Origin of the sequence: Sulfurovum sp. (assembly GCF_015493435.1) — a bacterium.
In the GTDB taxonomy this organism is placed as follows: Bacteria; Campylobacterota; Campylobacteria; order Campylobacterales; family Sulfurovaceae; genus Sulfurovum.
This window is the reverse complement of record NZ_WGDD01000061.1, coordinates 1-13,202: the sequence shown is the minus strand read 5'-3', so window position 1 is coordinate 13,202 and position 13,202 is coordinate 1. Positions and strand designations below refer to the sequence as shown.

The following is a 13,202-nucleotide window of genomic DNA, read 5'->3' as shown; positions in this document are numbered from 1 at the left end:
TTGGCAAATTGGTATCTTTGGATAAAAAGCAGTTTGAATATCAGGATGATACGCATATAGACAAAATGAAAATTAAAGATCTGTTGATTATGCTTCTCCATCAGAAAAGTAATGCCAAAACAATTTTTCAAAATGTAATGAATACGCTCTCTATGGCATTTAACAGAAATATAGTACTGAGAGAAGATGGGAAACTTGTTTCTCTGGACAAAGAGATAGAAGCGCTTCGGGAAGACTTTCAAAAAATTGCCGCCCAATATATTTGGGGTTCAAAAAAAGTGAAAAACATCAAAAAACCGTTTAACTATTACTTTACTACGGTAGCGGAGTATTTTATTGTTAAAAAGTTTGATATATCGTTGATTGACAGTATGACATACAAAAAGGCACTGGAAACTTTGGAGAAAAAAGAGCTTGATGCTCTAACAAAACGAAAAGAAGAGCTTTTGTTGATGAGAAACTTTTTGGGTGGTTTGACCAATTATAAAATTATGGAACTTTACAGAGCTATCAAAGTAGAAGAGTTTGAAAAGAAATTGGAAAAATATCATAAAAGAGTGATTACAAAAATGTAACTGTATTGTAGTCACTCTGTTATCCTCTTATCCTATGATTTCATATCTAAATCATGGAGATAAATTATGCAAGACAGAGAGATGGTATCGGAAAAAAAATTAGCGAAACTCGCAAAACATGTGGCAAAAGCTTTTGGCATAGAAAAGCAGGAAGCTCTGGAAATTATTTATGAAGAGTGGGAACTTGTAGAGGAACTTTTTGCAGCACATAAAAAAGTAAAGGCGGTTAAAGAACATTTTCTGACTGAAGTGAATTATTTGTACCGGATAGCCTAATGCAGCAGTTGAGTGTAGAAAATTATTTAATTCATCACTATCCTACCCTTGAGCATTTCCCCTCTCTGCTGAAGAAGAGCCTTTTTTCCCTCAGCAAAAAGCTTTTTCATGAAAACCAGATCAATACTTTTCTGATTGAGAACAGGCATAAAGATACTTTTAGTTTTATAGAAGCTGTTGTGGAGCATTTTGATGTCGGTATCTCTCTGGAAAAGAATGAAATGAGTCACATTCCGGCATATGGCCGCGTAGTGATCATAGCGAACCACCCGCTTGGTGTGCTGGATGCTTTGGCCCTGCTTCACCTGCTGAAAGATGTAAGAAAAGACATCAAGATCGTTGCCAATTCTTTTCTCTCTGCCTTTGACAATTTGAGTGATGTCATCATCCCTGTCGATAATGTAAGCGGGAAGGTGGCAAAAAATTCCCTTGAAGCCATATATGGAGCATTAGATAAGGAAATGGCAGTCATCGTATTTCCTTCAGGGGAGGTAAGCCGGGCAAGGCCAAACGGGATCAAAGATACAGCCTGGAAATCCGGTTTTTATAAAATCGCATCCAAAACACACTCTCCGATCCTTCCCATCTATATCAAAGCAAATAATTCCAAAAGTTTTTATTTTTTATCGATGCTGAACCGTTCAATTGCTACGGCGACCCTGCCGCATGAAATGTTCAAAGCGCATGGGAAAAGAATAGAGTTCATCATCGGAAATACCATACCGTATGAGAGTTATCGTATGCCGGGCATTTCCGGAAAAGAAACAGTAAAACTGCTGAGAAAACATTTTTACAGACTTTCAAAGCGCAAAAAAAATATTTTCAGGGTGGAAAACGGTATTTCCATGGCTGAAAAATCCAGTGAAATCAAGAATGAGCTGAAAAATGCTTCACTTCTGGGAGAAACACTTGATGGTAAAAAGATCATACTGTATGAATCGGAAGTGGAAAACTGTATTATCAAAGAGATAGGGCGTCTCAGAGAAATCTCTTTTAGGCATGTAGGGGAAGGGTCTGGAAAGAAAAGAGATATTGACGAATATGATTTTTATTACAGACACATTATCATATGGGATGATGAAGCATTGGAAATTGCAGGTGCCTACCGGATAGGTGACAGTAAAACAATTATTGATGATTTTGATCTGGATGGGCTTTATACGGCTACACTGTTCCGATTTGATGAAGGGTTCGATGACTATTTTGAGCGGGGATTGGAGCTTGGCAGGAGTTTTGTACAGCCAAAATACTGGAATTCAAGAGCCCTGGACTACCTCTGGCAGGGGATCGGTGCCTATGTAAAGGCTCATCCCCATGTACGCTATCTGTTTGGTGCTGTCAGTCTCAGCAACACTTTCAATGAGAAAGCACAGGCTTTGCTGATCTATTTTTACAAACACTATTTCAAAGCGGAGTATGATCTGGTCAGACACAGGGATGTCTATCGTATGAGCGCGGAGATGAAAAAGTACTGCAGGGATGTCTTTGACGGGAACGATTACAAAGCGGACCAGCGTGTGCTGAAGGAGGAGTTGGGATATATGGGGTACGCTATACCGACACTCTACAAACAGTATGCAGATGTCTGCGAGGTGGGGGGCGTCTCTTTTTATGATTTCGGATACGACAAAGCGTTTAACGACTGCATAGACGGTTTTATTCTTGTAGATATCCAGAAAATGAAAGAAGCAAAAAGAAAGCGCTATATCGGAGTGTAATCAAAATGTTTCCAAGTTGTTTTATACTTCGTCCAATCCAAAACGGATAACCCAATTTCTTAAGGAAAAGAAACATGACAATGACAAAAATCGTTACTGCTGCACTGGCAGCGTCAGTCGTACTTACAGCGGTAAATGCAAGTGAACTTGAAGGCAGAGGAGCTTCTTTCCCCGGACCGGTTTATAAAGCATGGACATCTGCATACTTTTCGGCAACAGGCAACAAAGTGAACTATACACCGACAGGTTCAGGTGACGGGATCAAATCTATTACAAAAAGGATGGTGGACTTTGGTGGTTCAGACAAGCCTCTTAAACCAAAAACACTGAAAAAGAAAAAGCTCTATATGTTCCCGTCAGTGGTAGGGTCTATTGTTCTTGCCTACAACCTTGAGGGTATCAAAGACGGTGAACTCAAACTCTCCCGTGCTGCGATCGCTGCGATCTTCAGCGGAAAAGCAAAATTCTGGGATGATGCACTTATCACCAAAGAGAATGCCGGACTTAAACTGCCCCACACGCCTATTACTACCTGCGTAAGAGCAGACAAGTCCGGTACGACATTCAACTTTACCTACTTCCTGAACAAGATAAACCCGGCATTCAAAGTGAGTAAAAAACCGACCTGGACAGCTTCGAAAGTCGTTGCAGGTAAGTCTAATTCAGGTGTTTCGGCAAACATTCAGCAAATCAAAGGTTCACTCGGATATATCGAGTATTCCTACAAAATGAAACTTGGTTTGCCTGCAGCCCAGGTTCAAAACAAAGAAGGTAAATTCATCAACCCGACTGTAAAGTCTTTCCAGGATGCAGCCAAGTATGCTACCTGGACAGCGGCAAATGATTTCTATGCAGTCATCGGTGACCCTGCGGGTGCAACTTCCTATCCTATCGTAGCGGCAACATTCATTCTTCTTCCTGCCGAGAAAGTGAAAACGGACAAAGAAGTTACAGCATTCTTCAACTGGGCCTACGAGCACGGTGACAAAGCGGCAGCCGATCTGGGGTATGTTCCGCTTCCTGCTTCAACAAAAGAGGCAGTCCGAGCCTACTGGAAAGCAAAAAAGATCAATTAACGCTTCACTGTTAATATCTATGCTATAAATGCAGCAGTATCACCCGATACTGCTCTATTGCTTTGACAGCCAAGAAAAATTAAAGCTTGTAAACTAATTTCCTTTGTAACTCCTATGCGGGCACACTGCTTCTTGGCTGCCAAAGCAATAGAAACATACAGTAATAAAAATGTTACCAATTTGTATTACAATCCACTACTTTAAAAAAGGTGTATCCTATGAGCGGAAAACTCTTTAGAAATCTTTCTTTCTTTTCAGCCACACTCTCCTTCTTCCTCTTGGCAGGGATTTTTGCGGTACTCTTTCACTATGCGCAGGATGCCATGCATACCTTCGGTTTTGATTTTCTTTTCCATACCCAGTGGGAACCGGGTGAAGATGATGAGGGTGGTGTGTTCGGCGGATATATCCCTATACTCGGTACCCTGCTGAGTACCCTGATCGCCATGGTGATCGCTACACCGCTTGCCATGGGGATCGCTATTTTTCTGACAGAGATCGCTTCGGAGAAAGTGGCCAAGCCTTTTTCTATCGCAATCGAGCTTCTCGCAGCTATTCCAAGTATTATTTACGGTATGTGGGGGCTCTTTTATTTTGCACCGATTGTGCAGCATACCGTCGGAGGAGACGGAGTAGGTCTTTTAACGGCAGGTATTGTTTTGGCGGTTATGATCATCCCGTTCATGGCAGCGATTTCACGGGACTCTATGAATACAACACCGAGCGTACTCAAAGAATCTGCCTATGCAATGGGTGCAACAAAGTTCGAAGTGATCAAAGATGTAATCATGCCTTATGCCAAAGGAGGCATCATAGGTTCTGTGATCCTGGCACTGGGACGTGCACTCGGTGAAACGATGGCTGTGGCATTCCTGATCGGTTCAGTGATGAAGATCCCTGAGCATATTACCGACCCGACGACATCCATCCCTGTATTGCTTGCCAACAATTTTGCCGAAGCGCAGGATCTTGAACTGAGCAGTATGTACTATCTGGCGCTGATCCTCTTTGTCGTCAGCTTTATGATTATTTCTCTTGCCAAGTTTTATTTTCTCGGCAAAAAAACCAAATAGGAGTGTACATGAACAGATTATGGCTAAATAAAATCATTTTAATACTTTCAACCCTTTCTGCACTGATAGGGATCGGTTTTCTGTTTTGGATTTTGCTGACGCTCAGCTATAAGGGTATTACCAGTATTCACTGGACTACCTTTACGCACGACCTGGTCGAAGGCGGTATCAGAAACCTGCTTGTCGGCCAGTTCACTATGGCGATACTGGCAAGTCTGATCGCCGTTCCTTTGGGAATGATGGCAGGTATCTATCTACGTGAATACGGCCACGGAAGCAAGCTGGTCTCAGTCATCCGGAATTTGAGTGATGTTATGACCTCTTCCCCCTCCATCGTCATAGGTGTTTTTGTGTATGCCCTTTTTGTAGCGCCTTTCGGCGGCTATAATGGCTATGCGGGAAGTATCGCTTTGGCGATTATGATGATCCCTATTATTATCTCGACCACGGACAATATGCTTGCCCTGGTCCCCCAGGAACTCAGAGAGGCCGGAATGGCACTGGGCGGCAGCAAGCACAAGATCGTTCTGCAGATCATCGTCAAGGCTGCCAAAGTAGGGATCATGACCGGAGTGCTGCTTGCGTTTGCCCGTATTATCGGAGAGACGGCACCGCTGCTTTTTACTTCGGCGAACAACCAGTTCTTTACGATGGATCTTTCGCAGCAGTTCCCTTCACTGACTGTCAGTATCTATAACCTGGCAACCTACCCCGATGCACCAAGCAGAGATCTGGCATGGGCGGCATCGTTCATTTTGACCATGATCGTATTGTGCATTAACCTTGTCGGCCGCTTTGTGGTTCGAAACAAAAAATAGAGGATAAACAGATGAAACAGAATGATTTGGTAATGGAAATCAAAGATTTTACCTTTACCTATGCGGGGGCATCGAAACCGTCGCTCAACAAGATCAACCTTCCGATAAAAAAGAACAGGATCACAGCGATAATCGGTCCGAGCGGATGCGGAAAATCAACCCTGCTGCGTGCTATGAACCGTATTCATGATGTCTACTCGGGCAACACATACAGGGGGGAGATCAACCTTTACCGCGAGAGTGGAGAGGCAGATAATATACTCAAACTGAAAAAAGAGAATGAGTTCATCAAGCTTCGCCAGGAAGTAGGGATGATCTTCCAGAAGCCGACACCTTTTCCGATGAGTATTTTCGACAATGTCGCATACGGATTGAGGCTTGCAGGCATCAGGAATAAAAGCGAACTTGCAGGCAGAGTGGAAAAAGCACTCCAGGGTGCGGCTATCTGGAACGAAACCAAAGACAGGCTCAATGAGAGTGCACTGGGTATGTCCGGCGGACAGCAGCAGCGGCTCTGTATTGCAAGGGCGGTAGCACTGAAACCGGAGGTACTGCTATTTGACGAGCCGACCTCGGCACTCGATCCCATTTCAACAAGTGCCATTGAAGAGCTGATCTCAGAGCTTAAAGAAGAGGTTTCCGTAGCCATCGTAACACACAATATGCAGCAGGCAAGCCGTTTGAGCGACTATACTGCATTTATGTATCTCGGTGATTTGATTGAATATGACAAAACAGAAACGATCTTTCTCAACCCCTCTAAAAAGATGACGGAAGATTATATTACAGGCAGATTTGGATAAAAGGAAAAAAATGTTAAGCAAAAATGCACAGAAACTGGCAGAAGTACGGGAAAGAACGGCAGAGATACTGGAAGATCTTACAATTTCGCAGAAAATTGCACTAAAAGCACTTGAAGAGTGTGACAGCAAGAGTTTTGAACAGGTAAAAGTACCGCTTAAAAAGATCAGCGAACGCCTCGAAGGTATAGACAATCTCATACTGAGCATCTTTGCGCTTTATACCCCGGAAGCAAAAGACTTACGTGAAATGGTGGCTTTTTTGAAGATCACTTCTTCTTTGCAGCGTATTGCGACCAATGAGAAGAATTACATTAAAAATATGGAGATTTGCAATCCAAATTCGACAGACGATGTCAAAAAGATCATTCAGCTCTCACTGGGGATCAACAAGTGTACGATCACAGCATTGGAATATGCCATAGATATGATTAAGGAAACCGAAGATAAAGACCGCATACAGGAACTTGCAGCCAAGATCAGCGTAGAGTACAGCAAAACAGACGATATTTACTCCATGATCGAGAAAGATATACTCCAGGTCATGCATAAAAACCACGAACTTGACGAACATCAGACCGATATGCTCAAATATATCAGAAAAAATCTCAAGATCATTGACCGCCTTGAAGATGTGGCGGGCAGACTTATTTTTGCACGGGTAGGGGGGAAACTGTAAATTCGGTTTTTTTTTGATCTTTGGGTATAAAGCCGATATCTCCTGCAGTGTGTTATAATAATGCATGCAGGCAAATCGTATTGAAATCGTCGTGATTGAGGACGAAGAGGATATTTTGGAGCTTATAGAATACCATCTTGAGAAAGAAGGGTATGCTGTAGCCGGCTTTTTGTCAACCCGGAAGGTTGAGCAGTTTATTGAAGAGGAAAATCCTGCTTTGATGCTTGTCGACCGCAATCTTCCGGGGATGGAAGGGAGTGCATTTGTTGCCTATCTTCGGGAAGTCGGATATGATATCCCTGTGATCTTTCTTACAGCGAAAGATCAGGACATAGAGCTTGAAGAGGGCTTCTCTGCCGGAGGCGATGATTATATATGCAAACCGTTCAATCCCCGAGAACTGGTATTGCGTATCAAGGCATTGCTGAAGCGAAGCGGTATACTGCAAAAACAGGAAAGACTCAAGTACAAACAGTTGACAATGGATATTTCCAAAAAGAAAGTGTATGTCAATGATTCCCCTGTTTCCCTGACCAACCTGGAATTCAGTCTGCTCCATACGTTCATGAAAAACATAGACAAATCACTGACACGTGATTTTCTGCGGCAGGAAGCCTGGGGACAGGAAGGAGAAGGGGTCAATGACAATGCGGTCAATGTAGCCGTGAACCGCCTGAAAAACAAGATCGATCCGCAGAATGATCAGAATTATTTCCATCCGGTATGGGGAGTGGGCTATAAATTCTACTAAAAATATGACAATTTGAAATTTTTTATGCCTTTATGAAAAGAAAAAAGCTACACTGCCATTATGAATAAACTGCAAACACTCGAAGACTATTTCGGACACAAGACTTTCAGGCCGCTGCAGGAAGAAGTCGTAGATGCGATCCTGAACAGAGAGGATGTCCTGATGATCCTCCCGACCGGCGGAGGAAAATCACTTTGCTATCAGCTTCCTACTCTGCTGATGGAAGGTGTAACGGTAGTCGTCTCTCCCCTGCTTGCACTGATGCATGACCAGGTGGTAGCGCTCCGTGCCAACGGCATCTCTGCCGCTATGCTTTCAAGTATGCAGGATCTCGAAGAGAGCCGGCAGATCGAAGGACAGCTTCAGCGCGGGGAGATCAAACTGCTTTATGTCGCACCGGAACGTTTGACCAATGCCTATTTCCTCAACATGCTGCATCAATTGAACATCAATTTTTTTGTCATTGACGAAGCACACTGCGTCAGTGAATGGGGACATGAGTTCAGGGAGAATTATCGTCGGCTTTCGCTACTGAAAGAACAGTTCGCTACGACCCCTGTCGCTGCTTTTACAGCTACGGCGACCAATGCCGTCGAAAAGGATATCGCTTCAAACCTGGGGTTGCAGAACCCCAAACGTGTCAGAGGCTCTCTCTTCCGTGAAAACCTTACCATCCATTCCCGGCACCGCATTAAAGACGGGCGCGAACAGCTGCTGGAATTTCTCAAGTCCCATAAAGGGGAATCAGGGATCATTTATACCCTTTCACGCAAATCGACCGAATCGGTCGCCCATTTTCTGCAAGGCAAGGGGATAGAAGCAAAGGCATACCATGCCGGCTTGCCGACACAGGAGAAGAATGCCACTTATGCGGATTTTGTGGCCGACAGGGTACAGGTCGTTGTAGCGACCATCGCTTTTGGTATGGGGATTGACAAGAGCAACATCCGCTTTGTGGTTCATATGACACTGCCCAAGACACTGGAAAATTTCTACCAGGAGATTGGACGTGCGGGAAGAGACGGCCTGGAGGCGGAAACCCTTCTGCTCTTCTCCTCACAGGATATTGTCCAGCAAAAAATGTTCATAGAAGATCTTCCCGAAACACCGTACAAACAGCATGCGTTCAACAAACTTGACAGTATGGTGCGTTTTGCCAATTCCGAAAACTGCCGCCACCAGAGTATCGCTGCCTATTTTGATGACCGTATTGCAGCTTGCGGTGACAAGTGTGACAACTGCACGACAACCCAAGGTGAAAAGGTAGACATTACTACCGCGTCCCGTATGCTACTTTCAACCATGCTGCGTACCGACCAGAAGTTCGGACTGCACTATGTGATCGATGTACTGAAAGGCAGCAAAGAACAGCGCGTACTGCAAAATGGGCACGATAGTCTCTCTGTCTATGGTATAGGAAAAGAGTACAGCAAGGTACAGTGGATGACCATCGGTGACAAGCTTCTGGAGCTGGGGGCTGTGCAGATCGGTGAATTCAAGGTTTACAAGTTGACAAATTTCGGTGTTGAAGTGATCAAAGGGGCGCACAGTATCGAATTGAAGAAAGAGCGCTTGACCGTTCAGCAGGCGAAGCCAAAACGAAAAGTCACTTATTTTGACGACTACGATGCTGAGATGTATGACAGACTCAGAGCACTGCGTACACAGATTGCCTCCGAAAAAGGCATCCCTCCGTACATAGTCTTTTCGGACAAAACACTCAAGGATCTGAGCAATAAACAGCCACAGAGCAAAGAAGAGATGCTGGAAGTGCATGGTATAGGGGAAGTGAAATTCGACCGTTACGGTGAAGCATTTTTGGGAGTGTTGATTGGTGTGTAGTTTTATTATATATATGGGTTATATCTCTGTTTGAATTATCGGTGTTGTGAGCTGCAAGAAAATTCAAATTATATGAGGATGTAGGGTGTTGTGCCCTCACAACACCACAAATTTGAATTACGATTGAATTTTATTTGTATGCATATTATCGGTGTTGTAGGGGTACAACACCCTACGGGTTTTTTGTGAATGATGAATATTTCCAATCTTCCCACGTATCAACATATGCATGTTTGACAGCGTTGTGTTGTATATAATTCATCTTTTCAAGCCAATCCTTTTCGTCTCTTATCGTGTGTTCATAAAATCTTTTTTGCCAGATACCAGATAATTTACGTTTGTAGCAAGAGGCGCTTAGATGCAGTTTGGCTTTTTCTTTGAGCGATGCATCTAACCCGTAAACAAAGCTACGTTTGATGTGGGTGATGATTTTGGAGTATTCATAAGGGTTTTTGGGCGTGATAATCATATGTATATGGTCAGGTAAAATGACAATAGCATCTATGTGGTAATCATACCGTTGTTTGCTTCGTTTGAAGCTATCACGTAAGAGGGTAATGTTGTCAATGAGTATAGGGTTTCGTCCTTGGGTGACAATAGTGATAAAGTAGCTATACCCATTAAGATACATTCGTTTATAATTTGACATAATTAATAGTAGCACAGATAGTGATGAGATATTAAAAATATAGCAAATTGTCATATTTTGTACCTGTAGGGTGTTGTCCCCCGACAACACCGCAAACATGGATTGTATAATATTATGCATTCACGGGTATGTTTGTTGTTCAAATTATCGGTGTTGTAAGGGTACAACACCCTACGGTTGATAAATTCAAATAGCATAAGGGCTGTAGGGTGTTGTCCCATGACAACACCACAAATTTGGCTATAATTATTGTATTGATTACAAGGGGAAAGAATGGAGTTGGTCTATTTATGGGTGGAGGAGTATAAAAATATAAAGAACCAAGGGTTTAACTTTTCTCCTAAATTTAATTGTGATTATGATGGTGAGACATTAACAATTAAAGATAATGTTGATAAAAAAGGTAATAAATTATACATAGAAAATTTTTTTGGTGACAATATTAATGTGACGGCTATTGTTGGGAAGAATGGGAGTGGGAAGACTAATCTACTAGATTTGGTATCGCATCCCGTAGCCAAAAAACAATTTATTATTTTTTCAGATAATACATATTTTTACTTTTCTGGTATAGCAGAGAATATATCTAAAATTCCTATTGCAGAAGTATTAAAAAGTAGGTTTAAAAAAATTGTATTTGGAAATAAAATCAGTTCTATAGAGGCATTAACAACAATTTATTATAATAATATTTTAACTATTGATGATAAAGATAAATGTTTTCCTTCATCTATTGGTGAGTTTCATAAAAATATTGGTATTACACGTAGAATATATGCTGTAAACAATAAAAACGTTGTGACTGCTAAAGAAGATTCTTTTCTTTCTATTTATAAGCAATTCAATATTGCAAAAAGTCAAAATTTACAAAACACAATAAGTTTATTACAAAATCAAACAATCAATTTACCTTTCTCAATTCCTAAAAGGCTAAAGATTGAAGTTATGACTTTTGCATTTGAAGATAATAAACTTATTAATGAACATTTTCAAAACCTCAATACAACTTTTTCTTTTAATAGTTTTTCTGATAATGTGAAAGGTGCTATATTAAATAATTTTTTTGCATATAAATTATCTATTGACATTATTCTTAAGTTAGAAATTAAAGAGAAAATCAAGCAAGCATTTCATCATCAAACAATGACAGGATTTTATACTGAAATTTCTAACCTCTTTTTGCAAGAGAGATGGATAAAACAAGAAAATTACAAGGAACAGTTAAATCCATATATTGATATTTTTCTTAAAGCAAACCAATTTTTAGATTTAATTAAAAACTTTCATATACAAGGTTCTCGAATATGGTATATTGAAATAAAAGACATACCTGATAATTTCATCAATTTATACGAACTTGTTGTAGGAGCTGGAGTTGAATTTTTAAGGTTTTCTTTTTCTCATGAACTTAGTGATGGAGAAGAAAATTTTTTATCTTTTTTTGCAACACTAAATGAAAAAAAATTATTAAAATATACAGATACAGCAATTACGAAAAATATAGTTTTATTAATTGATGAAGGTGAATTAACGTTACATCCTGAGTGGCAAAAAAAATATATAAAATATATTGTCGATTTTGTTAAAAATAACTTTTCAAATTATACAGTTCACTTGATATTTACAACTCACTCTCCATTTTTATTATCAGATTTACCAAAACAAAACATAATCTTCATAGACAAAGATAAAAATGGAAACTGTAAAGTAGTTGACGGGTTAAATGATAAACAACAAACCTTCGGACAAAACATCCACACCCTACTAAGTGACAGCTTCTTCATGGAAGACGGGCTTATGGGGGAGTTTGCAAAAGGAAAGATAAATGAGATAATACGGTTTCATAATCTCACTAAGAAAAATAGACATAAATCATGTTTACAAAAAATATATGACAAAAGAGAAGAAGGTTTTAGGCAAACACAGTCTATTATTGGTGACTCATATTTACAGCAAGTATTGGAAAATCATCTTTTAGAAATAGATAAATTTTTCGATAAGAAAATAGCCAAAGCTAAACTCAAAACACGATTAGAAAAACAATTAGCAGAGCTTGAAGATGATTAAAGTAACAGACTATCAAAAAATAGAAACATTATATTATGACGATATCTCTCAACGTAAATATCAAAAATATGAGAATAAAACACTTGAAGAGATATATCAAGAGAAGTTTGAAAAGATGTTGGGATGTGATTTGCGCACATTGCTATGTTCACCGTTTGATGTGCTGTTAAATATAAAGCTACCAGAAGAAAACAAAGATGAAATAACAGAGATATTTAACTACCAAGGTAAGTATCAAAAACATATCTCAGATATCTTTAAAGAGCATCTAGAGATACATACCTGTTTTTACTGTAATATTGACTTTATTAATATATTTAAAGCTACCAATAAAAAGTTTAAGAGTGGTTATACTCTTGACCATGTTAAAAATAAAAATGAGTATCCACATTTGGCATTGAGTCTTTATAATTTTGTGCCTGCATGTTATATCTGTAATTCGAAATTAAAAAAAGAAAAAGATATAGGAGATGTTTCACCTACATCATCTACTTTTGACTTCAACAAACAAGTAACCTTCAAAACCTTCATGCAAAATGACAATCTACAAATAGAAGAGCCAAAAGATTTCACTCTTTTGTTAAAAGAAGACTTTACAGATGTGTACGAAAAGTATATAGATGTTTTTGAATTGGATGGACGTTATGCTTATCATAAAACAAAAGTCATAGAGATGATAAACAAACGTAAATCCTACCCGGACAGTCGCATCAAAGAGTTGGCAGCATTGACACAAAAGACCCATGAGGAAGTCAAGCAGGATTTGTTTGGGGCATATTTGTATGATGCAGACGATTTACACAAACGCCCATTGTCCAAATTGACAAGAGATATTGCCAAGGAGTTGGGATTGGTATGATATGCGAATTTAGACGGTG

The 13,202-nt window shown here is 40.3% G+C and carries 13 protein-coding genes; 12 read left to right on the top strand and 1 reads right to left on the bottom strand.

The genetic code is table 11. The features are described from left to right. The 10 genes from F8L24_RS11175 to recQ all read left to right on the top strand — a co-directional run. The coding region (locus tag F8L24_RS11175) for a hypothetical protein (protein WP_294955573.1) at positions 1 to 575 on the top strand (575 nt) is incomplete at its 5' end. 66 nt (positions 576 to 641) lie between these two features. Then, positions 642 to 851 (top strand): hypothetical protein, encoded by a 210-nt coding sequence (locus F8L24_RS11170; RefSeq protein ID WP_294955571.1) that lies wholly within the window; start codon positions 642 to 644, stop codon positions 849 to 851. Further along, the gene (locus F8L24_RS11165) at positions 851 to 2,569 is read left to right on the top strand and encodes a lysophospholipid acyltransferase family protein (RefSeq protein WP_294955569.1); all 1,719 of its coding nucleotides are present in this window, start codon (positions 851 to 853) and stop codon (positions 2,567 to 2,569) included. Before F8L24_RS11170 ends, F8L24_RS11165 begins: the two co-directional genes overlap by 1 nt. 74 nt (positions 2,570 to 2,643) lie before the next feature. Beyond that, the gene (gene pstS / locus F8L24_RS11160; RefSeq protein ID WP_294955568.1) at positions 2,644 to 3,645 is read left to right on the top strand and encodes a phosphate ABC transporter substrate-binding protein PstS; all 1,002 of its coding nucleotides are present in this window, start codon (positions 2,644 to 2,646) and stop codon (positions 3,643 to 3,645) included. Between the two features lie 218 nt (positions 3,646 to 3,863). Beyond that, positions 3,864 to 4,718 carry a phosphate ABC transporter permease subunit PstC gene (pstC, locus tag F8L24_RS11155; RefSeq protein ID WP_294955567.1) on the top strand — a complete coding sequence of 285 codons (855 nt, stop codon included), beginning with the start codon at positions 3,864 to 3,866 and terminating at the stop codon, positions 4,716 to 4,718. 8 nt (positions 4,719 to 4,726) lie between these two features. Then, positions 4,727 to 5,536 (top strand): phosphate ABC transporter permease PstA, encoded by an 810-nt coding sequence (pstA, locus tag F8L24_RS11150; protein WP_294955565.1) that lies wholly within the window; start codon positions 4,727 to 4,729, stop codon positions 5,534 to 5,536. Between the two features lie 11 nt (positions 5,537 to 5,547). Continuing rightward, positions 5,548 to 6,339 carry a phosphate ABC transporter ATP-binding protein PstB gene (gene pstB / locus F8L24_RS11145; protein ID WP_294955563.1) on the top strand — a complete coding sequence of 264 codons (792 nt, stop codon included), beginning with the start codon at positions 5,548 to 5,550 and terminating at the stop codon, positions 6,337 to 6,339. 10 nt (positions 6,340 to 6,349) lie between these two features. Continuing rightward, positions 6,350 to 7,015, top strand: a complete 666-nt coding sequence (locus F8L24_RS11140) for a PhoU domain-containing protein (protein ID WP_294955561.1) — start codon at positions 6,350 to 6,352, stop codon at positions 7,013 to 7,015. Positions 7,016 to 7,079: 64 nt separating this feature from the next. Next, complete coding sequence (locus tag F8L24_RS11135) at positions 7,080 to 7,766, top strand: response regulator transcription factor (RefSeq protein WP_294955560.1); 687 nt, start codon at positions 7,080 to 7,082, stop codon at positions 7,764 to 7,766. A gap of 60 nt (positions 7,767 to 7,826) precedes the next feature. Beyond that, positions 7,827 to 9,608: a DNA helicase RecQ gene (gene recQ, locus F8L24_RS11130; RefSeq protein ID WP_294955558.1), complete on the top strand. Its 1,782-nt coding sequence runs from the start codon at positions 7,827 to 7,829 to the stop codon at positions 9,606 to 9,608. A gap of 172 nt (positions 9,609 to 9,780) precedes the next feature. Here recQ and F8L24_RS11125 read toward each other — a convergent pair whose 3' ends face one another. Continuing rightward, entirely contained in the window at positions 9,781 to 10,311 is a 531-nt protein-coding gene (locus F8L24_RS11125) for a transposase (RefSeq protein ID WP_294955556.1), read from the bottom strand. 219 nt (positions 10,312 to 10,530) lie between these two features. On the opposite strand from F8L24_RS11125, the gene F8L24_RS11120 reads away from it, so the two are divergent. Both F8L24_RS11120 and F8L24_RS11115 read left to right on the top strand, forming a co-directional pair. Continuing rightward, a complete protein-coding gene (locus tag F8L24_RS11120) occupies positions 10,531 to 12,324 on the top strand; it encodes an AAA family ATPase (protein WP_294955555.1) in 1,794 nt (597 codons plus the stop codon). Further along, the gene (locus F8L24_RS11115) at positions 12,317 to 13,183 is read left to right on the top strand and encodes a hypothetical protein (RefSeq protein ID WP_294955553.1); all 867 of its coding nucleotides are present in this window, start codon (positions 12,317 to 12,319) and stop codon (positions 13,181 to 13,183) included. Before F8L24_RS11120 ends, F8L24_RS11115 begins: the two co-directional genes overlap by 8 nt. Positions 13,184 to 13,202 lie beyond the last annotated feature (19 nt).

Coding starts and splice junctions, on each gene's coding strand:
- F8L24_RS11125 (WP_294955556.1), bottom strand. CDS start 10,311: ATGACAATTTGCTATATTTTTAATATCTCATCACTATCTGTGCTACTA.
- pstC (WP_294955567.1), top strand. CDS start 3,864: ATGAGCGGAAAACTCTTTAGAAATCTTTCTTTCTTTTCAGCCACACTC.
- pstB (WP_294955563.1), top strand. CDS start 5,548: ATGAAACAGAATGATTTGGTAATGGAAATCAAAGATTTTACCTTTACC.
- recQ (WP_294955558.1), top strand. CDS start 7,827: ATGAATAAACTGCAAACACTCGAAGACTATTTCGGACACAAGACTTTC.
- F8L24_RS11135 (WP_294955560.1), top strand. CDS start 7,080: ATGCAGGCAAATCGTATTGAAATCGTCGTGATTGAGGACGAAGAGGAT.
- F8L24_RS11120 (WP_294955555.1), top strand. CDS start 10,531: ATGGAGTTGGTCTATTTATGGGTGGAGGAGTATAAAAATATAAAGAAC.
- F8L24_RS11165 (WP_294955569.1), top strand. CDS start 851: ATGCAGCAGTTGAGTGTAGAAAATTATTTAATTCATCACTATCCTACC.
- F8L24_RS11115 (WP_294955553.1), top strand. CDS start 12,317: ATGATTAAAGTAACAGACTATCAAAAAATAGAAACATTATATTATGAC.
- pstS (WP_294955568.1), top strand. CDS start 2,644: ATGACAATGACAAAAATCGTTACTGCTGCACTGGCAGCGTCAGTCGTA.
- F8L24_RS11170 (WP_294955571.1), top strand. CDS start 642: ATGCAAGACAGAGAGATGGTATCGGAAAAAAAATTAGCGAAACTCGCA.
- F8L24_RS11140 (WP_294955561.1), top strand. CDS start 6,350: ATGTTAAGCAAAAATGCACAGAAACTGGCAGAAGTACGGGAAAGAACG.
- pstA (WP_294955565.1), top strand. CDS start 4,727: ATGAACAGATTATGGCTAAATAAAATCATTTTAATACTTTCAACCCTT.